The sequence below is a fragment of the Burkholderia sp. BC1 genome (assembly GCF_052683555.1).
This window is the reverse complement of record NZ_JBQYLP010000061.1, coordinates 13,268-34,860: the sequence shown is the minus strand read 5'-3', so window position 1 is coordinate 34,860 and position 21,593 is coordinate 13,268. Positions and strand designations below refer to the sequence as shown.

The 21,593-nt window shown below is 66.3% G+C and carries 15 protein-coding genes and 2 rRNA genes; 10 read left to right on the top strand and 7 right to left on the bottom strand.

Going from position 1 to position 21,593, the window contains the following annotated elements:
• Together ACSHSS_RS23765 and rrf are read left to right on the top strand one after the other, a co-directional pair.
• Window positions 1-2,619, top strand: a 23S ribosomal RNA gene (locus tag ACSHSS_RS23765); the annotation flags it as partial.
• 186 nt (window positions 2,620-2,805) lie between these two features.
• Window positions 2,806-2,918, top strand: a 5S ribosomal RNA gene (rrf, locus tag ACSHSS_RS23760).
• A gap of 129 nt (window positions 2,919-3,047) precedes the next feature.
• On the opposite strand, the gene ACSHSS_RS23755 is transcribed toward rrf, so the two are convergent.
• From ACSHSS_RS23755 to ACSHSS_RS23745, 3 genes are all read right to left on the bottom strand, one after another.
• Window positions 3,048-3,512, bottom strand: a complete 465-nt coding sequence (locus ACSHSS_RS23755; RefSeq protein ID WP_006412361.1) for a GNAT family N-acetyltransferase — start codon at window positions 3,510-3,512, stop codon at window positions 3,048-3,050.
• Between the two features lie 24 nt (window positions 3,513-3,536).
• A complete protein-coding gene (locus ACSHSS_RS23750; protein WP_006412363.1) occupies window positions 3,537-4,154 on the bottom strand; it encodes a hypothetical protein in 618 nt (205 codons plus the stop codon).
• A gap of 175 nt (window positions 4,155-4,329) precedes the next feature.
• Window positions 4,330-5,334, bottom strand: coding sequence for an AraC family transcriptional regulator (locus tag ACSHSS_RS23745; RefSeq protein ID WP_006412354.1), 1,005 nt, complete (start codon window positions 5,332-5,334; stop codon window positions 4,330-4,332).
• 147 nt (window positions 5,335-5,481) lie between these two features.
• Here ACSHSS_RS23745 and ACSHSS_RS23740 point away from each other — a divergent pair, with 147 nt between their 5' ends.
• The 3 genes from ACSHSS_RS23740 to ACSHSS_RS23730 are packed head-to-tail and all read left to right on the top strand — an operon-like array spanning window position 5,482 to window position 9,149.
• Complete coding sequence (locus ACSHSS_RS23740; RefSeq protein ID WP_006412360.1) at window positions 5,482-7,149, top strand: acyl-CoA synthetase; 1,668 nt, start codon at window positions 5,482-5,484, stop codon at window positions 7,147-7,149.
• Between the two features lie 23 nt (window positions 7,150-7,172).
• A complete protein-coding gene (locus ACSHSS_RS23735) occupies window positions 7,173-7,940 on the top strand; it encodes a 3-hydroxyacyl-CoA dehydrogenase (protein WP_006412356.1) in 768 nt (255 codons plus the stop codon).
• Between the two features lie 18 nt (window positions 7,941-7,958).
• Entirely contained in the window at window positions 7,959-9,149 is a 1,191-nt protein-coding gene (locus tag ACSHSS_RS23730; protein WP_006412359.1) for an acetyl-CoA C-acetyltransferase, read from the top strand.
• 108 nt (window positions 9,150-9,257) lie between these two features.
• On the opposite strand, the gene ACSHSS_RS23725 is transcribed toward ACSHSS_RS23730, so the two are convergent.
• Window positions 9,258-9,950: a TetR/AcrR family transcriptional regulator gene (locus ACSHSS_RS23725; protein WP_048995004.1), complete on the bottom strand. Its 693-nt coding sequence runs from the start codon at window positions 9,948-9,950 to the stop codon at window positions 9,258-9,260.
• A gap of 364 nt (window positions 9,951-10,314) precedes the next feature.
• Between ACSHSS_RS23725 and ACSHSS_RS23720 the strand changes: the two genes are divergently transcribed.
• From ACSHSS_RS23720 to hydA, 5 genes are all read left to right on the top strand, one after another.
• Window positions 10,315-11,595 (top strand): Zn-dependent hydrolase, encoded by a 1,281-nt coding sequence (locus ACSHSS_RS23720; protein ID WP_039226744.1) that lies wholly within the window; start codon window positions 10,315-10,317, stop codon window positions 11,593-11,595.
• Between the two features lie 129 nt (window positions 11,596-11,724).
• Window positions 11,725-13,062: an NAD(P)-dependent oxidoreductase gene (locus ACSHSS_RS23715; RefSeq protein ID WP_006412355.1), complete on the top strand. Its 1,338-nt coding sequence runs from the start codon at window positions 11,725-11,727 to the stop codon at window positions 13,060-13,062.
• Window positions 13,063-13,120: 58 nt separating this feature from the next.
• Window positions 13,121-14,428, top strand: coding sequence for an NAD-dependent dihydropyrimidine dehydrogenase subunit PreA (gene preA / locus ACSHSS_RS23710; RefSeq protein ID WP_006412357.1), 1,308 nt, complete (start codon window positions 13,121-13,123; stop codon window positions 14,426-14,428).
• A 99-nt stretch (window positions 14,429-14,527) separates the two neighbouring features.
• Window positions 14,528-16,036 (top strand): NCS1 family nucleobase:cation symporter-1, encoded by a 1,509-nt coding sequence (locus ACSHSS_RS23705; protein ID WP_006402885.1) that lies wholly within the window; start codon window positions 14,528-14,530, stop codon window positions 16,034-16,036.
• A gap of 52 nt (window positions 16,037-16,088) precedes the next feature.
• On the top strand, window positions 16,089-17,546 hold the full coding sequence (gene hydA / locus ACSHSS_RS23700; RefSeq protein ID WP_049017882.1) for a dihydropyrimidinase: 1,458 nt from the start codon (window positions 16,089-16,091) through the stop codon (window positions 17,544-17,546).
• A gap of 31 nt (window positions 17,547-17,577) precedes the next feature.
• Here hydA and ACSHSS_RS23695 read toward each other — a convergent pair whose 3' ends face one another.
• From ACSHSS_RS23695 to ACSHSS_RS23685, 3 genes are all read right to left on the bottom strand, one after another.
• The gene (locus tag ACSHSS_RS23695) at window positions 17,578-18,690 is read right to left on the bottom strand and encodes an aromatic ring-hydroxylating oxygenase subunit alpha (RefSeq protein WP_006416855.1); all 1,113 of its coding nucleotides are present in this window, start codon (window positions 18,688-18,690) and stop codon (window positions 17,578-17,580) included.
• A gap of 192 nt (window positions 18,691-18,882) precedes the next feature.
• The gene (gene msrA / locus ACSHSS_RS23690) at window positions 18,883-19,638 is read right to left on the bottom strand and encodes a peptide-methionine (S)-S-oxide reductase MsrA (protein ID WP_006416856.1); all 756 of its coding nucleotides are present in this window, start codon (window positions 19,636-19,638) and stop codon (window positions 18,883-18,885) included.
• A gap of 64 nt (window positions 19,639-19,702) precedes the next feature.
• Window positions 19,703-21,583, bottom strand: a complete 1,881-nt coding sequence (locus ACSHSS_RS23685) for a cytochrome c biogenesis protein DipZ (RefSeq protein WP_048994391.1) — start codon at window positions 21,581-21,583, stop codon at window positions 19,703-19,705.
• Window positions 21,584-21,593 lie beyond the last annotated feature (10 nt).

Sequence of the window (21,593 nt, the reverse complement as noted above, 5' to 3'; positions counted from 1 at the left end):
GCCTTGTACTCTTTATTTGTATTGTTAGCCGAACGCTCTGGAAAGTGCGGCCATAGCAGGTGATAGCCCTGTAGGCGAAAACAGTATGAAAGAACTAGGTGTACGACAAGTAGGGCGGGACACGTGAAATCCTGTCTGAAGATGGGGGGACCATCCTCCAAGGCTAAATACTCGTGATCGACCGATAGTGAACCAGTACCGTGAGGGAAAGGCGAAAAGAACCCCGGGAGGGGAGTGAAATAGATCCTGAAACCGCATGCATACAAACAGTCGGAGCCTCGTAAGGGGTGACGGCGTACCTTTTGTATAATGGGTCAGCGACTTACGTTCAGTAGCAAGCTTAACCGTATAGGGCAGGCGTAGCGAAAGCGAGTCCGAATAGGGCGTTCAGTTGCTGGGCGTAGACCCGAAACCAGGTGATCTATCCATGGCCAGGATGAAGGTGCGGTAACACGTACTGGAGGTCCGAACCCACTAACGTTGAAAAGTTAGGGGATGAGCTGTGGATAGGGGTGAAAGGCTAAACAAACCTGGAAATAGCTGGTTCTCTCCGAAAACTATTTAGGTAGTGCCTCGTGTCTCACCTTCGGGGGTAGAGCACTGTCATGGTTGGGGGGTCTATTGCAGATTACCCCGCCATAGCAAACTCCGAATACCGAAGAGTGCAATCACGGGAGACAGACATCGGGTGCTAACGTCCGGTGTCAAGAGGGAAACAACCCAGACCGCCAGCTAAGGTCCCCAAATATGGCTAAGTGGGAAACGAAGTGGGAAGGCTAAAACAGTCAGGAGGTTGGCTTAGAAGCAGCCACCCTTTAAAGAAAGCGTAATAGCTCACTGATCGAGTCGTCCTGCGCGGAAGATGTAACGGGGCTAAGCCATATACCGAAGCTGCGGATGCGTGCTTGCACGCATGGTAGGAGAGCGTTCCGTAAGCCTGCGAAGGTGCCTTGTAAAGGGTGCTGGAGGTATCGGAAGTGCGAATGCTGACATGAGTAGCGATAAAGGGGGTGAAAGGCCCCCTCGCCGTAAGCCCAAGGTTTCCTACGCAACGTTCATCGGCGTAGGGTGAGTCGGCCCCTAAGGCGAGGCAGAAATGCGTAGCTGATGGGAAGCAGGTCAATATTCCTGCACCGTCGTTAGATGCGATGGGGGGACGGATCGCGGAAGGTTGTCCGGGTGTTGGACGTCCCGGTCGCTGCATTGGAGAAGGCGCTTAGGCAAATCCGGGCGCAGGATTCAAGGGTGTGGCGCGAGCGACTTCGGTCGCGAAGCAATTGGAAGTGGTTCCAAGAAAAGCCTCTAAGCTTCAGTCTAACGATGACCGTACCGCAAACCGACACAGGTGGGCGAGATGAGTATTCTAAGGCGCTTGAGAGAACTCGGGAGAAGGAACTCGGCAAATTGGTACCGTAACTTCGGGATAAGGTACGCCCTTGTAGCTTGACCAGCCTGCGCTGGAAGGGTGAAGGGGTTGCAATAAACTGGTGGCTGCGACTGTTTAATAAAAACACAGCACTCTGCAAACACGAAAGTGGACGTATAGGGTGTGACGCCTGCCCGGTGCCGGAAGATTAAATGATGGGGTGCAAGCTCTTGATTGAAGTCCCGGTAAACGGCGGCCGTAACTATAACGGTCCTAAGGTAGCGAAATTCCTTGTCGGGTAAGTTCCGACCTGCACGAATGGCGTAACGATGGCCACACTGTCTCCTCCCGAGACTCAGCGAAGTTGAAGTGTTTGTGATGATGCAATCTACCCGCGGCTAGACGGAAAGACCCCATGAACCTTTACTGTAGCTTTGCATTGGACTTTGAACCGATCTGTGTAGGATAGGTGGGAGGCTATGAAACCGGAACGCTAGTTTCGGTGGAGCCGTCCTTGAAATACCACCCTGGTTTGTTTGAGGTTCTAACCTTGGTCCGTGATCCGGATCGGGGACAGTGCATGGTAGGCAGTTTGACTGGGGCGGTCTCCTCCCAAAGGGTAACGGAGGAGTACGAAGGTACGCTAGGTACGGTCGGAAATCGTGCTGATAGTGCAATGGCATAAGCGTGCTTAACTGCGAGACCGACAAGTCGAGCAGGTGCGAAAGCAGGTCATAGTGATCCGGTGGTTCTGTATGGAAGGGCCATCGCTCAACGGATAAAAGGTACTCTGGGGATAACAGGCTGATACCGCCCAAGAGTTCATATCGACGGCGGTGTTTGGCACCTCGATGTCGGCTCATCTCATCCTGGGGCTGTAGCCGGTCCCAAGGGTATGGCTGTTCGCCATTTAAAGAGGTACGTGAGCTGGGTTTAAAACGTCGTGAGACAGTTTGGTCCCTATCTGCCGTGGGCGTTGGATATTTGAAGGGGGCTGCTCCTAGTACGAGAGGACCGGAGTGGACGAACCTCTGGTGTACCGGTTGTGACGCCAGTCGCATCGCCGGGTAGCTATGTTCGGAAGAGATAACCGCTGAAAGCATCTAAGCGGGAAACTCGCCTTAAGATGAGATATCCCTGGAGGCTTGACCTCCTTGAAGGGTCGTTCGAGACCAGGACGTTGATAGGTCGGGTGTGTAAGCGCAGTAATGCGTTCAGCTAACCGATACTAATTGCCCGTAAGGCTTGATCCTATAACAAGTCTGTCTCGATAGCCGTTAGCGCTTCAGCGCTTACGGATATCGAGCGTCGAGTGCGAGGCACTCGACGTACTGCGGTTGAAGTACCGCGTATGTGTGAGATACAACCTCACAACCCAACCAAATTACTGCTTCTTCCAAGATTGGTTGCGCTGCGAAGCAACGCAACAACCCTCTTTGCCTGATGACCATAGCGAGTCGGTCCCACCCCTTCCCATCCCGAACAGGACCGTGAAACGACTCTACGCCGATGATAGTGCGGATTCCCGTGTGAAAGTAGGTAATCGTCAGGCTCCCTAAGCCAAGAACCCCCGCCCACCAGGCGGGGGTTTTTGCATTTGTGCGACGGAAAAGGCGAAAAGATCCGGCGATTCGGCACGACCGTCTCTTTCTGGTTTTTTATTCTCGCGTTGGTCCGCCTTTCAAACCATAATCCGCAAAATCGGGAAAAACCTGCCCGGGATAACGGCCGATTCCTTCTCCCCGATCCTCTGCGCACCGAGCGACAGATAGAATGCTGCCGCATGGGGATCGGCTTCGATCACGAAACTGGCAATCCCCCGCGCCGCGGCTTCTTGCCGAACCGCCGCCCATAGCGCGCGGCCAATACCCTGGCCCATATGATCCGGGTCGACGAACAGCCATCCGGGTGTCGGCCGATCGCAATCCATCGCTGCCCGGATCCAGAAGCCGACGATCCGACCTTCGTATTCGGCGGCGTAGCCGATCGAGTCGTCGATCGTCTCTGGTGTGATCGTGAGATCGGCTTCCCACAAGTCGAGCCATTCGCGCGGATACCCCCAGTGCGCCTTCGACAGGCGAGCCAGCGTCGTCAACTGCCCCGCATCCGAGGCGCGGGCGGCACGTACGGTAAATGGTGCGCGCATTTCGTCTCCCGTCCGTCGTATCGATCATGAGCCGCGCTCGACTTTCGTTTTCGACCGCAATCGATGTCGTCCCTCGACCATCACCACACAGATGCCGATCGACGCCAGGACATTCACGACCGGGTAAAACGCGACTGCGACGCTCCAGCTCTGCAGCGCCAGCACCGCCAGCGCGTATTTGACGATGCAGAGCGCGAAATAGGTCAGGCTTTCGCTCCACGGATCGCGGATCGTCTTGCGAACGGTCGGGCCGAGGCCGGCCAGTTCAATCAACGTCACCACGCAGATCGACAGCGTCGGGTCGTCGGTCAGCATCCAGAGCGGAATGGCAGACAGCGCGGCGCACAGGAACACCCAGTCGGCGCGAGTCCAGCTGCGTTCGCCGCGAAAGATGCTCGCGACGAAGGTCAGCACGCAGGTGACGGCGATCGCTGCCGTGCACCACGCCGACGGTCCCGCGCCCGCCACGAACTGACCGGCCGCGGCAATGACCGTGACGACCGACCAGATGAGCCACGTGAACAGATGCGGGCGAACGGTGCGACGGTAGATCGCGAGCGCGTACGGCACGGCCGCCACCAGCGACACGGCGGATCCGACGACACCCAGCACCGAAGCAACACCCTGATCGACCACCGTCATCGCAGCGACCTCGCCGGTAAGGACCGCTCAGTATGTGAGCGGGCCGCGTCACGCGCAACGTAGTCCGAGCATTGCGCACAGCCGGGCTCCGCCCGGCGTTGCCGCGCGAGTAGCGGGTGCGCGAAAGCCGACGGAGTAAACGCATCGACCGCCCGCTTCCGCGCAAAGCGGCCCCTCACTGCTCGGCCTGCGTCGCGTTGACGTCGCGCCGAAACGCGCCGGGACTCGTGCCTGTCCATTTCCGGAACGCACGATGAAACGCGCTCGGTTCGGTAAATCCGAGCGCGGCCGCGATCTCCGCGACACTCAACGTCTGTTCGCGCAGCAGCGACTGCGCGAGCGCACCGCGCAGTTCGTCCTTGATCGACGCGAAGCTTTGTCCTTCGCTGCGCAGGCGTCGCCGCAGCGTCGGCGGCGTCGTGCCGAGCCGCGCAGCCAGCGTGTCGAAGTCCGGCCATTCGGCTGCAGGCAACGCTTTCAGATGCGTGCGCGTTCGTGCGACCCAGCCCGTATCGTGCCGATAGCGCACCAGCAGATTGCCGGGCGCGCCGCGCAGAAACGTCTTCAAGGCCTGCGCCGACCGGATCGTCGGCAGCGACAGATACGCAGCATTGAACGTGAGCCGGCTGTCCGGACGATCGAAATGCACGGGCACGCCGAAGAAGCGGTGATAGTCGCTGCGCTGCTCGGGGCTCGCGCACGCGAAATCGATGCGCTGCAGCGGGATACGCCGGCCGATCAGCCAGCACGCGACGCCGAGCAGAATCAGCCAGAACGTCCGGTATGCAAACGCCGGATACGGCGTGTCGGACGGCGCCAGCACGATCTGCGCCAGCCCGTCCGCGACGACGAGTTCGCCGTGCGGCTCGTCGAGCACCACGCGCAGAAACTGCAGCGCGCGCCGCAACGCCTTTTCGAGCGTGCCGGCGTTCAGCACGGCGTGACACAGCAGCGTGAAGCTGCCGCGCCGCATCGGGCGCGCGGCGAGCCCGAAGAATTCGTCGTCGAGCGCGGTGGCGATCTCGAGCCACAGCCGGCCGTACTGCTGCGGCGTCACGGGCTCGCGCACGACCGGCGGCAGCCCGGCCGCATGCAGCACGGGCGCGATCGGAAGCCCTTGCCGCCGCAGGCAGGCAAGCGCATCCTCGACGAAGCCCGGCGAGATCATTTGCGGCGCCATTTTTGTCTGCTGTCTCCCGACATGGCAAAACCGATCACGATTCTAGTTTCTGTTTGTCATTGATTGCAATGTGACGGCTGTCTACCATCGATGTACCCCCCGACGCCCTTGCGGCCCGCCGGCGGTCATAACGAACAGGAGACACGCATGCCTGATGGAGCAACCGCCCGGGCGGTGCCGGCGTATGCCGACGCCGTGGCCCGGTTCCGAATCGACACTGTCGCGGCGCAACTGCATGGCGACCTCGAACATGGCCTGAATGCCTGCGTCGAATGCTGCGACCGTCATGCATCCGGCGATGCGGTCGCACTCGACTGGATCGACATCGACGGCGCGCATCATCGTTTCACGTTTGCTCAGATGAAAACGCTTGCGGCGCGCGTGGCCAACCTGCTAGTCGAGCGCGGCGTGAAGCCGGGCGATGTCGTGGCCGGGCTGTTGCCGCGCACGCCCGAACTGGTCGCGACGATCCTCGGCACGTGGCGCGCGGGCGCCGTCTATCAGCCGTTGTTCACGGCGTTCGGTCCGAAGGCGATCGAGCACCGGCTGCGCATGAGCGATGCGCGACTCGTCGTGACGAACGTCGCGAACCGCGCGAAGCTCGACGAGGTTGCCGATTGTCCGCCCGTCGCGACGGTGCGCGCTGCCGAAGCGCCGCTGCCGGACGGCGACATCGACTTCCGTGCGGCGCTGGACGCGCAGTCCGACACGTTCGAGCCCGTACTGCGCAAGGGCACCGACCTGTTCATGATGATGTCGACGTCGGGCACGACGGGCTTGCCGAAGGGCGTGCCCGTGCCGCTGCGCGCGCTGCTCGCGTTTCGCCAGTACATGTGCGACGCCGTCGACCTGCGCGCCGAAGACCGGTTCTGGAACATTGCCGATCCCGGCTGGGCATACGGACTGTATTACGCGATCACCGGGCCGCTGCTGCTCGGCCATGCGACGACGCTGTACGAAGGCGGCTTTACGGTCGACAGCACGTACGACGTGATCGAACGGCTCGGCATTACGAGCCTCGCCGGTTCGCCGACGGCGTACCGGATGCTGATGGCGGCCGGCTCCGACGCGGCCGCGCGCATCAAGGGCAAGCTGCGCGTGGTCAGCAGCGCAGGCGAACCGCTGAACCCGGAAGTCGTGCGCTGGTTCGATGCGGCGCTCGGCGCGCCGATCTACGATCATTACGGCCAGACCGAGCTCGGCATGGTCGTGAACAACCATCACGGGCTCACGCACGTCGTCCATCCCGGTTCCGCAGGTTTCGCGATGCCGGGCTACCGCGTCGCAGTGCTCGACGACGCAGGTCGCGAGCTCGGCCCGGGCGAGCCCGGCACGCTCGCGATCGACATCGCGCGTTCGCCGCTGCTGTGGTTCGACGGATACTGGCGGCAGGACACGCCGGCGATCGCAGGCGGCTATTACCGCACGGGCGACAACGTCGAGCTCGAGCCGGACGGAACCGTCAGCTTCATCGGCCGCGCGGACGATGTCATCACGTCGTCCGGCTACCGGATCGGCCCGTTCGACGTCGAGAGCGCGCTGATCGAACATGAGGCGGTCAGCGAGGCGGCCGTGATCGGCGTGCCCGACCCCGAGCGCACGGAGATCGTCAAGGCCTTCGTCGTGCTGTCGAACGGCTACGAAGGCACGCCGGCGCTCGCCGAAGCGTTGAGCTTGCACGTGAAGCGGCGGCTGTCCGCGCACGCCTATCCGCGCGCGATCGAGTTTGTCGACGCGCTGCCGAAAACGCCGAGCGGCAAGATCCAGCGCTTCGTGCTGCGCAAGATGGAGGCCGACAAGGCCGCTCAACCCTGAACACCTTCTACAACGGACTCCGAATGAAGATCAAAGATCGCGTTTTCCTGATCACGGGCGCCGGTTCCGGCCTCGGCGCCGCGGTGGCGCGCATGGTCGTCGCCGAAGGCGGCAAGGCGATGCTGCTGGACGTCAACGGCGACGCGCTGGCGAGCGTCGCGCACGAACTCGGCGCGGCGGCACGCTTGCTGAAGACCGACGTCACGAGCGAAGCCGACGGGCAGGCCGCGATCGCGGCCGCACGCGACGCGTTCGGCCGCATCGACGGGCTCGTGAACTGCGCGGGCGTCGCGCCGGGCGAGAAGGTCGTCGGCCGCGACGGCCCGCATTCGCTCGAGCGCTTTACGCGCGCGGTGTCGATCAACCTCGTCGGCACGTTCAACATGATCCGGCTTGCCGCCGAGGCGATGTCGAAGCAGGACGCCGATGCGGAAGGCGAGCGCGGCGTGATCGTGAACACCGCATCGGTGGCCGCGTTCGACGGCCAGATCGGACAGGCCGCGTATGCGGCGTCGAAAGGCGGCGTGGTCGGCATGACGTTGCCGATCGCGCGCGAGCTCGCGCGCTTCGGCATTCGCGTCGTGACGATCGCGCCGGGCATTTTCGCGACGCCGATGATGGCCGCGATGCCGCAGGACGTGCAGGACGCGCTCGGCAAGAGCGTGCCGTTCCCGCCGCGGCTCGGGCGTCCCGAAGAATTCGCGGCGCTGGTGCGCCATATCGCCGAGAACACGATGCTGAACGGCGAAGTCATCCGTCTCGATGGCGCGTTGCGCATGGCACCGCGCTGACACTGGAGGAAACGAATCATGACGACACAGGATCCGATCGTAATCGTCGGCGCGGCGCGTACGCCGATGGGCGGCTTTCAGGGCGACCTGGCCGCCGCGAGCGCGAGCGATCTCGGCGCGGTAGCGATCCGCGCGGCGCTCGAGCGCGCGAACGTGCCGGCCGAGCGCATCGACGAAATCGTGTTCGGCTGCGTGCTGCCGGCGGGGCAGGGACAGGCGCCGGCGCGTCAGGCCGCATTGAAGGCCGGGCTGCCGCTGTCGGCCGGCGCGACGACCGTCAACAAGATGTGCGGCTCGGGGATGAAGGCCGCGATGTTCGCGCACGATCTGCTGTATGCCGGCTCGGCAAACGTCGCGGTCGCGGGCGGGATGGAAAGCATGACGAACGCGCCGTATCTGCTGCCCAAGGCACGCGCGGGCATGCGGATGGGGCACGGCCAGGTGCTCGATCACATGTTCCTCGACGGGCTCGAGGATGCCTATGAAAAAGGCCGCCTGATGGGCACGTTCGCGGAAGACTGCGCGCAGGCCTATCAGTTCACGCGCGAAGCGCAGGACGCATTCGCGATCGCGTCGCTCACGCGTGCGCAGCGCGCGATCGCCGAAGGCCGCTTCGCGGCCGAGATCGCGCCGGTCACGGTGAAGGCCGGCAAGACGGAAACCGTCGTGTCGATCGACGAGCAGCCGGGCAAGGCGAAGCTCGACAAGATCCCGACGCTGAAGCCCGCGTTCCGTGAAGGCGGCACGGTCACGGCCGCGAACGCGTCGTCGATCTCGGACGGCGCGGCCGCACTCGTGATGATGCGCCGCTCGGAAGCGCAGCGTCTCGGTCTCACGCCGAAGGCCGTGATCGTCGGCCATGCGACGTTTGCGAACAAGCCGAATCTGTTCGCGACCGCGCCGGTCGGCGCGATTCGCACGCTATCCGAAAAGACCGGCTGGAATCTGCGCGACGTCGATCTGTTCGAGATCAACGAGGCGTTCGCCGTCGTCCCGATGGCGGCGATGCGCGATCTCGATCTGCCGCACGACAAGGTCAACGTACATGGCGGTGCGTGCGCGCTCGGTCATCCGATCGGCGCATCGGGCGCGCGCGTGATGGTGACGCTGCTGGCCGCGCTTGAAACGTACGGGCTGAAGCGCGGTGTCGCGTCGCTGTGCATCGGCGGCGGCGAAGCGACGGCGATCGCGATCGAGCGCGTCGCGTAACGGCGAGTGCATCGGCGCGCGGCACGGTGGCGCGCGCCGTGCGAGGGCGACGACGAGTGACGCACGCGGCCACGCCGCTGCGCGCTCGCGTCGCCCTTTTTGCGTGCGCTAGCGCGGCCCTTTCGGCGAGACGGCGCCGCACGCGCGCAGCACGAGCTGCACGACCTGCTCGGTCTTCTCGTCGAACGCCTTCTGCGTGAGCGCACGCTTGCCGCTCAGCGCACGGATCTGCGCGTCGAAATCCGCATAGTGCTGCGTGGTCGCCCAGATCAGATACATCAGCGCACGCGCATCGATCGGCGCGAGCAGCCCACGCGCGATCCAGCCGTCGATCACTTTCACGCGCGTGTCGAACCACGGCTTCACGCGGTCCGACAGAATGTCCTGCATATGCTCGGCGCCGTGGATGATCTCGTTCGCCCACACCTTCGAGCCGAGCGGGCGTCGGCGCGACAGCGCCATCTTTGCGCGCACGTAGTTGCCGATCGCCTCCACCGGATCGTCGCCGGCCTCGAACGAACCGGCCGCACGGTGCCAGTCCTCGAACAGATCGTCGAGCACGCGGCGGTACAGCGCGAGTTTCGTCGGGAAGTAGTAATGCAGGTTCGCCTTCGGCAAACCGGCGCGCTCCGCGATCATCGCGGTGCTCGCTCCGTCGAGCCCGCGCTCGGCGAACACGGCTTCCGCGCACGCGAGCAGATGCGCTTCGTTGCTCTCGCGGATGTGCGCCTTGCGTCGCCGCAAAGGCGTGTGCGCTGGATCGCTTTCGGTCACTGCGGCGCTCGCGTCGTCATGTCTCATCGTTGTCCTTGCGCGGCGCGCATGCCGCGTTGGGCTTCATTCTAGCCGCTCGTGTGCGTCGCGCCCATGCATGGCCGTGCGGTGGGCGCGCGCGATGTTGCGATGCGGTGGCACGTTTCTCGCTCGTTCGATCGCGTCAAGAAAGACATTGCTTTGGCAATTTTGATCGTCTAAAACCTGTCCAATCGGACAGGATTCGATGCGCGGCGAGCAGCCGCGCGAACCCCGCCGGCGATGTGTCGGACGAAACGCGCGAACGATGCGCACACGCACCGCAGCCGTGCACGTGTGCGCCGAAACGGATCGCGTGCGCACCGGCGAAGACCGGATCGACGACCTCACCGACCCCACAGGAGCGACGCGCATGAATGCGGTATCGGAAGCATTGAAGCGGACGGCCATCGATCCGTCGATCAAGGTAGACGGCAAGCGTTTGTGGAACAGCCTGATGGAAATGGCGAAGATCGGCGCGACGCCGAAGGGCGGCGTCTGCCGCTTGGCGCTGACCGATCTCGACAAGGCGGGCCGCGACCTGATCGTTCGCTGGGCGAAGGAAGCCGGGTGCACGGTGACCGTCGATACGATGGGCAACGTGTTCATGCGCCGCGCCGGGCGCGTCGCCGATGCGGCGCCGGTCGTCACGGGCTCGCACGCGGATTCGCAGCCGACCGGCGGCCGCTTCGACGGCATCTATGGCGTGCTCGGCGGTCTCGAGGTGATTCGGAGTCTGAACGACCACGGTATCGAGACCGAGCATCCGGTCGAGGTCGTGATCTGGACCAACGAGGAAGGCTCGCGCTTCGCGCCTGCCATGGTCGCGTCGGGCGTGTTCGCGGGCGTGTTTACGCTCGAGTACGGGCTGTCGCGCAAGGACGTCGACGGCAAGACGATCGGCGAGGAACTCCAGCGCATCGGTTATGCGGGCGACGTGCCGTGCGGCGGCCGGCCGTTGCATGCGGCGTTCGAGCTGCATATCGAACAAGGGCCGATTCTCGAGGCCGAGCGCAAGACGATCGGTGTCGTCACCGATGCGCAAGGGCAGCGCTGGTACGAGATCACGTTCACCGGACAGGAAGCGCATGCCGGCCCCACGCCGATGCCGCGCCGTCGCGATGCGCTGCTCGGCGCGTCGCGCGTCGTCGATCTCGTCAACCGGATCGGCCTCGATCATGCGCCGTTCGGCTGTGCGACGGTCGGGATGATGCAGGTGCATCCGAATTCGCGCAACGTGATTCCGGGCCGTGTGTTCTTCACCGTCGATTTCCGTCATCCGGACGATGCGGTGCTCGCGCAGATGGATGCGGCGCTGCGCGACGGCGTCGCGCGCATCGCGGCCGATATCGGCCTCGAGACGGCGCTCGAGCAGATCTTCTACTACAAGCCGGTCGCATTCGATCCGGCGTGCGTGCAGGCCGTGCGCGACGCCGCCGAGCGCTTCGGCTATTCGCATCGCGACATCGTCTCGGGTGCCGGCCACGATGCGTGCTATCTCGCACAGGTCGCGCCGACGTCGATGGTGTTCGTGCCGTGCGTCGACGGCATCAGTCACAACGAGGTCGAAGACGCGACGCCCGAATGGATCGAGGCCGGCGCGAACGTATTGCTGCACGCGATGCTGTCGCGCGCGTGCGAGCCGGTGTCATGACGCAGCAGCCGTAACGCGGCGCGCGGCCCGCACGCCGCCGCCGTACCGCATTCCGCAGCACGATCGTCCCGGCGCCGCGAACGCAGCCGGCGGGGACGGCTTTGTCTCCACCCAGCCGAAGGAACGCGTATGACCACCCAGCCAACCGGCGATATCGCCGCGCACCGCCAGTCGTCCACGCAGCTTTCCTGCGAATTCGCGGACATCGCGCCGCTGCTCGATCCCACCGCGGCCGCCGCGGCCGCGAGCCGCTGCCACTACTGCTACGACGCACCGTGCGTGCGCGCCTGCCCGACGCAGATCGACATTCCCAGCTTCATCCGCAAGATCGGCAACGGCAACCTGAAGGGCGCGGCGATCGACATTCTGTCCGCGAATCCGCTCGGCGGCATGTGCGCGCGCGTCTGTCCGACCGAAATCCTGTGCGAGGGTGCATGCGTGCGCAACCATCAGGACGCGCAGCCGGTCGCGATCGGCGCGCTGCAGCGGCATGCGACAGACTGGGCGATGGCGAGCGGCGCGGTGCGCTTCCAGCGCGCGCCCGACACGGGATACCACGTCGCCGTGGTCGGCGCGGGGCCGGCCGGGCTCGCATGCGCGCACCGGCTCGCGCTCGCGGGCCATCGCGTGACGCTGTTCGATGCGCGTGCGAAGGCGGGCGGGCTCAACGAATACGGGATCGCCGCCTACAAGACCGTCGACGATTTCGCGCAGCGCGAAGTCGACTGGCTGCTGTCGGTCGGCGGCATTGAGCTGAAGACGGGCGTCGCGCTCGGCCGCGACCTGACGCTCGACGCGCTGCGCGAAGGGCACGATGCGGTGTTTCTCGCGATTGGCCTCGGCGGCGTGCGCGCGCTCGCGGTGGAGGGCGAGCAGCTCGCGGGCGTGATGAACGCGGTCGATTTCATCGAACAGGTACGGCAGGCCGATGCGCTCGAGAACGTACCGGTCGGGCGTCGCGTGGTCGTGATCGGTGGCGGCAATACGGCGGTCGATGCGGCCGTGCAGAGCCGCAAGCTCGGCGCGGAGCGCGTGACGATGGTGTATCGCCGCGGCGTCGAAGCGATGAGTGCGACCTGGGCCGAACGCGAGTTCGCGCAGAAGAACGGCGTGACGCTCGTCACGCATGCGCGGCCGGTGCGGATGATCGGTGCAGGCGGTCAGGTGACGGGCGTCGAATTCGACACGGCGTCCGGCGAGCGCCTGACGATCGACGCCGACATGGTGCTGAAGGCGATCGGCCAGACGCTCGTGCCGGACGGCGTCGCCCCCGCGCTCTTGACGCCCGACGGCGCGCGCATCGCGGTCGACGCGGACGGCCGCACCGCATGGCCCGACGTATGGGCCGGCGGCGACTGCGCCGCGACGGGCGGCATCGATCTGACGGTACAGGCGGTGCAGGACGGCAAACGCGCGGCCGCGTCGATCGACGCCGCGCTCGCGCAACGCAGTGTGCGCGCCGCGTGAGCGGTGCATCGCGCGTCCTCGTATCGACGACAACGACCCCACCTTCACGGAGCCGAACATGGCCGATCTTCGCTGCACCATTGCGGGCATCACTTCTCCGAATCCGTTCTGGCTGGCCTCCGCGCCGCCGACCGACAAGGCCTACAACGTCAACCGCGCGTTCGAGGCGGGCTGGGGCGGCGTCGTCTGGAAGACGCTCGGACTCGATCCGCACGTCGTCAACGTCAGCTCGCGCTACGGCGCCGTGCAGTGGAACGGCCAGCGGATCGCGGGGCTGAACAACATCGAGCTGATCACCGATCGTCCACTCGACGTGAACCTGCGCGAGATCGCGCAGGTGAAGCGCGACTGGCCCGACCGCGCGCTGATCGTGTCGCTGATGGTGCCGTGCAACGAGCGCGACTGGAAATGGATCCTGCCGCTCGTCGAGGACACCGGCGCCGATGCGGTCGAACTGAACTTCGGCTGTCCGCACGGCATGAGCGAGCGCGGCATGGGCGCGGCGGTCGGGCAGGTGCCGGAATACGTCGAGATGGTCACGCGCTGGGTCAAGGAAGGCACGAAGCTGCCGTGTCTCGTGAAGCTCACGCCGAACATCAGCGACATCCGGATGGGTTCGCGCGCCGCCTACAAGGGCGGCGCGGACGGCGTGTCGCTGATCAACACGATCAATTCGATCGTCGCGGTCGATCTCGACCAGATGGCGCCGATCCCGACCGTCGATGGCAAGGGCACGCACGGCGGCTACTGCGGGCCCGCGGTCAAGCCGATCGCGCTGAACATGGTCGCGGAGATCGCACGCGATCCGGAAACGCCGAACCTGCCGATCTCCGGCATCGGCGGCATTTCGACATGGCGCGACGCCGCCGAATTCATCGTGCTCGGCGCGGGCAGCGTGCAGGTCTGCACGGCGGCGATGCATTACGGATTCCGGATCGTGTCGGACCTCATCGACGGGCTGTCGAACTGGATGGACGACAAGGGCTATGCGACGCTCGACGACGTGCGCGGCCGCGCGGTGCCGAACGTCACCGACTGGAAGTACCTGAACCTGCAGTACGACATCAAGGCGCGCATCGACCAGGACCGCTGCATCCGGTGCGGGCTGTGCCACATCGCCTGCGAGGACACCTCGCATCAGGCGATCACGCGCGAGAAGGACGGCGTGCGGCACTTCGAAGTCGTCGATGCGGACTGCGTCGGCTGCAACCTCTGCATGCACGTGTGTCCGGTCGAACAGTGCATCACGATGGAGCGCGTCGACGCGGGCGGCTACGCGAACTGGACCACGCATCCGAACAACCCGGCACGCGCGGACGCAGGCGCGGGCGCCGCGCCGCCCGAGAAGCATGCGAAGGCGGCCTGAGCGGTAGCCGGCGGCGCGGCGCGAGCCGGGTCGCCGTTTTCGATTCCGTCGGCCGGCATCGAGCGATGCCGGCGCGGACGTTTCCGTGGAGCGCATCCGATGAAAGCGACAGCGAACGGTGCCGAACCCGACGGCATGGCGATGCCGGGCGGCAGCCTGTACAACGACGATCTCGCGCCGACGACGCCGGCGCAACGCACCTGGAAGTGGTATCACTTCGCGGCGCTGTGGGTCGGGATGGTGATGAACATCGCGTCGTACATGCTGGCGGCCGGCCTGATCCAGGAAGGCATGTCGCCGTGGCAGGCGGTGCTGACCGTGCTGCTCGGCAATCTGATCGTGCTCGTGCCGATGCTGCTGATCGGCCACGCAGGCGCGAAGCACGGGATTCCGTATGCGGTGCTCGTGCGTGCGTCGTTCGGCACGCAAGGCGCGAAACTGCCGGCGCTGCTGCGCGCGATCGTCGCGTGCGGCTGGTACGGGATCCAGACCTGGCTCGGCGGCAGCGCGATCTACACGCTGCTGAACATCCTGACCGGCAACGCGCTGCACGGCGCGGCGCTGCCGCTCGTCGGCATCTCGCTCGGGCAGCTCGCGTGCTTTCTGGTGTTCTGGGCGCTGCAGCTGTATTTCATCGTGCACGGCACCGATTCGATCCGCTGGCTCGAAAGCTGGTCGGCGCCGATCAAGGTCGTGATGTGCATCGCGCTCGTCTGGTGGGCGACCTCGAAGGCGGGCGGCGTCGGCTCGATGCTGTCCGCGCCGTCGCAGTTCGCGGCCGGCGGCAAGAAGGCCGGGCTGTTCTGGGCGACCTTCTGGCCGGGCCTCACCGCGATGGTCGGCTTCTGGGCGACGCTCGCGCTGAACATCCCGGACTTCACGCGCTTCGCGCATTCGCAGCGCGACCAGATGATCGGGCAGTCGCTCGGGCTGCCGGTGCCGATGGCGCTGCTGTCGGTCGTGTCGGTGGTCGTGACGTCCGCGACTGTGGTGATCTACGGCAACGCGATCTGGGATCCGATCGATCTGACGAGCCGGATGACGGGCATCGGTGTCGGCATCGCGCTCGTGATCCTGACGCTCGACACGATGTGCTGCAACCTCGCCGCGAATCTGGTCGGCCCCGCGTACGACTTCTCGAGCCTGTGGCCGAAACGGATCTCGTACCGCACGGGCGGGCTGATCACCGCGACGATCGCGATCGTGATGATGCCGTGGAAGATCCTCGCGACGACCGACGGCTACATCTTCACCTGGCTCGTCGGCTATTCGGCGCTGCTCGGCCCGGTAGCCGGGATCCTGATGGTCGACTACTTCCTGATTCGCGGCACGCAGCTCGACACGCGCGCGCTGTTCGACGAAAGCGGCGGCTTCAGCTATGCGCGCGGCTGGAATCCGGCCGCGCTCGCCGCGCTCGCGATCGGCGTGCTGCCGAACCTGCCCGGCTTTCTGCATACCGCGTTTCCGGCGTCGTTCCCGAACGTGCCGGCGTTCTTCAACACGCTGTACACCTACGCGTGGTTCGTCGGCCTCGTGCTGGCGTCGTGCGTGTACGGCACGTGGATGAGATGGCGCGCGGCGCAGCGCGCGCAGATCGCGAGTGCATGACGCGCGGCATGCGCGCCATGCGGCACCCGACAGTCAACGAGGAGGCAACGAGATGGCAATCCTGATTCGCGGCGGCACCGTGATCGATGCGGACCGCTCCTATCGCGCGGACGTGCTGTGCGCCGAGCCGCAGGACGGCGGCACGATCCTGCAGATCGCCGAGAAGATCGACGCGCCGGCCGGCGCGACGATCGTCGACGCGCACGACCAGTACGTGATGCCGGGCGGCATCGATCCGCATACGCACATGGAACTGCCGTTCATGGGCACGACGGCGAGCGACGATTTCTATTCGGGCACGGCCGCGGGGCTCGCGGGCGGCACGACGAGCATCATCGATTTCGTGATCCCGAGCCCGAAGCAGCCGCTGATGGACGCGTTTCGCGAATGGCGCGGCTGGGCCGAGAAGGCGGCGGCCGATTACGGCTTTCATGTCGCGGTCACGTGGTGGGACGAATCCGTACATCGCGACATGGGCACGCTCGTGCGCGAGCACGGCGTGTCGAGCTTCAAGCACTTCATGGCGTACAAGAACGCGATCATTGCCGACGACGAGATCCTCGTGAACAGCTTCACGCGTTCGCTCGAGCTCGGTGCGTTGCCGACCGTCCATGCGGAGAACGGCGAACTCGTGTTCCGGCTGCAGCAGGCGCTGCTCGCGCGCGGGATGACGGGCCCCGAAGCGCATCCGCTGTCGCGGCCGCCCGAAGTCGAAGGCGAGGCGGCGAACCGCGCGATCCGCATCGCGCAGGTGCTCGGCGTGCCGGTGTATATCGTGCACGTCTCGGCGAAGGACGCGGTCGATGCGATCACACGCGCGCGCAGCGAAGGGCTGCGCGTGTTCGGCGAAGTGCTGCCCGGCCACCTGGTGATCGACGAGGCCGTGTATCGCGATCCCGACTGGTCGCGCGCGGCCGCGCATGTGATGAGCCCGCCGTTCCGCTCGGCCGAGCATCGCGAAGCGCTGTGGCGCGGGCTGCAGGCCGGGCAGCTGCATACGACGGCGACCGACCACTGCGTGTTCTGCGCCTCGCAGAAGGCGATGGGCCGCGACGATTTCACGAAGATTCCGAACGGCTGCGGCGGCGTCGAGGATCGGATGTCGGTGCTGTGGCATCACGGCGTGAATCACGGTCGCATCACACCGAACGAGTTCGTGCGGATCACGTCGACGAATGCCGCGCAGATCTTCAACCTGTACCCGCGCAAGGGCGCGGTGCAGGTCGGCGCCGATGCGGATCTCGTCGTCTGGGATCCGGCCGCGACGAAGACGATCTCGGTGAACACGCATCACCAGCAGGTCGACTTCAACGTGTTCGAGGGGATGACCGTGCAGGGCGTGGCGACGCACACGCTCACGCGCGGTGCGCTGGCCTGGGCCGACGGCGAGCTGCGCGCGGTGCGCGGCGCGGGCCGCTACCTGAAGCGGCAGCCCGCGGCCGGCTACTACGAGGCGGCGCGCATTGCGAACCGGCTGCGCGAGCCGCGTCCGGTCGAGCGCGCGCGCTGAGGCTGCGGCGCGGGGCGGGCGGCGGCGCGCGTCAGCGCACGTCGTCCACTTCGCGGATCGGGATCACCGTGCGCGCGCCGCACTGGCGCAGCAGGTCGCGCAGTTCGTTGATGACCGGAAACACCTCGTGGTTCCAGTCGGCGCCCTGCTCGTCGTGCGCTTCCTGCTCGCGCTCGACGATCCAGCGATCCTCGCCGAAGATGCGTTCGGTAAACCAGACGAGCAGCGGCCACGCGAGCTCGAGCGCGAACGGCACGCCCGGCTTGCGGATCGACAGCAGCCCGAACGTGCGGTTGGTGCGCTGCGCGGCATCGAGCGGCACGTAGACGATCCACAGGTCCATCACGAGCGTGCCTTCGCTCGAGCGAATCTGCAGCGTCTGATACGGGTAGCCGGTGCGTACCGTCATCACGCTCTTGTTCGCCTGGTCGCCCGGCTTCTTGCTCGAACCGAACACGAGCGCCTCGCCGACCGGCTGCTTGCCTTCCATGCGCGCGAACGTGTAGTCGACCTCGACCCAGTCGTCGCCGCGACGGCGGCCGACGCAGCGTGCGCGCATCTGGCCCATCTGCTTGCGGTGCAGGAACTGATGGTTCATGTCCATCAGGTTCTCGTGCATGAACGAGTAGTGGCACTTGACCTCGCGGCCGAAGCGGCGCGTCTTGTAGGCGCGGTCGTCCGCGGAGGCGAGCAGCGGGAACGGCCGTTCGTCGGCGCGCGTCGCGTCGCCGGGGAACACGAAGATCAGCCCGTGCGCTTCGCGGCACGGATACGCGCGCACGCCGTTCGGCAGCCGCTCGCGGCCGAGATACGGCACGTCGACGCAGCGGCCGCTGCTGCAGTCGTAGGTCCAGCCGTGATAGCAGCAGCGCAGCGTCTCGCCGGCGACGACGCCCGCATGCAGCGGCACCTGGCGGTGCGCGCAACGGTCTTCGAGCGCGTAGACGGCGCCCGATTCGGTGCGCACGAGCACGATCGGCTCGCCGGCGAAGCGCACGCCGAGCGTCTTGCCGCGCTTGAGCTCGCGCGACCACGCGAGCGGATACCAGTAATCGGGGTGAATCGGCACGCGGCGCAGATCGCGCACGAGCGCGCCGCCGGCGGGTTCGAGGGTGTTGCTGTCGGGCAAAGGCACTGCGCGCATGCGTGACGCCTCCTTGCTTGACCAGATGGTGATCGTCGCGTGACGCGACGGCGATCTGGAGGAGTCTACGCGAAGTTGCCGCGCGAAGCCCGATCGATGTCCATTTGTCCCGCCGTTGCGGTCGGACATTTCATATGACGAAGCAACGGCGGCCTGCGCGGCTGCCGCTGCTGGGTGCCGCCGCTGCGCCGGTCAGCGGCTCGCGTCGCGCCACAGGACCGCATCGGCGCGGTAGAGCGCCGGAAACCGCTGCTGCAGTGCGGCGACCTTCGGCAGATCGTTGAACGCGATGTAGGGCGCGTCGGGATGCAGCTCGAGGTAGTTCTGATGATAGGACTCGGCCGGATAGAAGCCATTGAACGGCTCGACGCGCGTGACGATCGGCGCGGCGAACGTATGCGCGCGACCGAGCTGCGCGACGTACGCGGTCGCGATCGCGCGCTGCTGTGCGCTGGTCGGGAAGATCGCCGAACGGTACTGCGTGCCTTCGTCCGGGCCCTGCCGGTTCAGCTCGGTCGGGTCGTGCGCGACCGAGAAGAAGATCTGCAGCAGCCGGCCGTACGTGATCCGCGCGGGATCGTAGACGATGCGCACCGATTCGGCATGGCCGGTCAGGCCCGTGCCGACGAGCGCGTAATGTGCGGTTTCGGATGCGCCGCCCGCGTAGCCGGCCGTGACCTGCTTCACGCCCTTCACGTGTTCGAAGACGCCCTGCACGCCCCAGAAGCAGCCGCCGGCGAGCACGGCCGTTTCGTCGTGCGACGCGTCGTGCGACGCGCCGGGCGTCTCGTCGAGCGTCGGGGCGGGGGCCGTGCGCGTCGGCTCGGCGGACTGGCCGGCGCGCTGAAAGCCGATCACGGCGGCAGCCACGACAGCGAGCGCGCCGATGCGCCGCAGCATCGCCGTGCGCCGCCGGCGCGCCGGTTGTGGGGAGGATGTCGTGTTCATCGTGGTACTCCTTCGCAGTCGGTTCGAAACGGGCGACCGGCGCGCGACGTGCGCGCCGGCGCGGTCAGCCGAACGTGAACGCGTACGCGTCGACGCCGGCGTCGAGAAACTCGATCGAGAACGTGCGGTCGGCGATCGCGCCCGGCTGCCGCACGAGCTGATACAGCCGTTGCCCGGTCACGGTGCCGTAGCCCTGCGCATCGACGTCGGTGCCGTGCGCGTCGCCGGGCGCGGCGCCGTCCACGGTCACGCGAAAGCGCACCGGCCTGCCGTTCGCGCCCGGGCCGAGCACGAGATGCAGATCGCGCGCATGGAACCGGTAGACGATCCGGCCGGCCGGCGCCGCGAGCGTCGCGTGCTCGGCGCCGACCTGCCACGTGCCGGCCAGCCCCCAGTCGTTGAGCGCGGGATGCGCCGGCGCGTCGTAGCGATGCGCCGCGTCGCGTACGACGCCGCCGGGCGACGCGAAGTCTTCGGCACGCGCATAGCCGACGTAGGTTTCGGGCGAGCGCACGTCCGCGCTGTCGGCGGCGGCGAGCGCGCCTTGGGCGGGGCCGCCCGTCAGGCCGATCGGCACGTTCAGCGCGTCCGGGTGCCCGGCTTCGGCGAGCAGCTGCTGGATCGCGCGCTCCGATTCCGCGTACTCGCCTTCGCCGAAGTGATGGCGGCGAATGCGGCCCTGCGCATCGACGAAGTAGTGCGCGGGCCAGTATTCGTTGTTGAACGCGCGCCAGATCGCATAGCGGTTGTCGATCGCGACCGGATAGTCGATGCCGAGATCGCGGACCGCCTTTTTCACGTTGCCGATGTCGCGTTCGAACGCGAACTCCGGCGCGTGCACGCCGATCACGACGAGGCCGTAGCGTGCGTACTTGCGCGCCCACGCATTCGTGTACGGCAGCGTGCGCAGGCAGTTGATGCACGAATAGGTCCAGAAATCGACGAGCACGACCTTGCCGCGCAGCGCGGCCGCCGTCAGCGGCGGCGAGTTCAGCCACTGCACCGCGCCGTCGAGCGACGGCAACGTGCCTTCGACGGGCAGCGCGGCCGGTGCGGCCATCGGCGCGGCCGCGCGCATCATCGCGCCGGCGGGCGGCGCGCCGCGGTCCGCGGCCGCGGTATCGGCCGCCGCCATCATCGCGGGGCCCGGGCCGGCGTCGTGCTGCATGCGACCGGACGCGCCGTCGGCGGCCGCCATCGCAATCGGCATGCCCGCCGGGCGGCCGCCGAGCCGGTCGACGAGGCGCGTTTCGAGGCCGCCCGTCGCGATCGTCGACAATTGCGCGAGCGCACCGGTGTCGAGGCCGAGCGCGATCGCACCGACGCCGGCCAGGAGCGCCGCGCCGATGCCGCGGCGGATCCATTCGCCGGCGCCGAGCGAGCGCTTCATCGCGGCGAACACCTTGCCGCCGATCACGAGCGCGATGCCGAGCGACGTCGCGGCGCCTGCCGCGTACGCGATCAGCAGCAGCGTGGTGCCGACGTTCGCGCCGTGCAGCGCGGCGCCCGTCAGCACGAGACCGAGGATCGGACCGGCGCAGGGCGCCCACAGCAGGCCGGTCGCGACGCCGAGCAGCAGCGACGACACGGGGCCGGCCGGGCGGCCGTCGCGCTGCGCGAGCCCGGTGAGCCGGTTGCCGGCCGCGACGAACGGGCGCGTCAGATGTTCCGCGACGCGCGGCATCAGCAGGCTCAGGCCGAAGATCGCGAGCAGCACGATCGCGGCCCAGCGGCCGGCCTGATTGGCCTGCGCGACCCAGCCGCCGCCGACGGCGGCGAGCGTCGCGACGACGGCGAACGTGAGCGCCATCCCGACGAGCAGCGGCAGGCCGGTGCGCACGAATGGCTGGTCGGCGCGCGCGAACACGAACGGCAGCACCGGCAGGATGCACGGGCTGAGGATCGTGAGTACGCCGCCGAGATAGGCGAGGACGATGAGCAGCATGGGAGCGTCT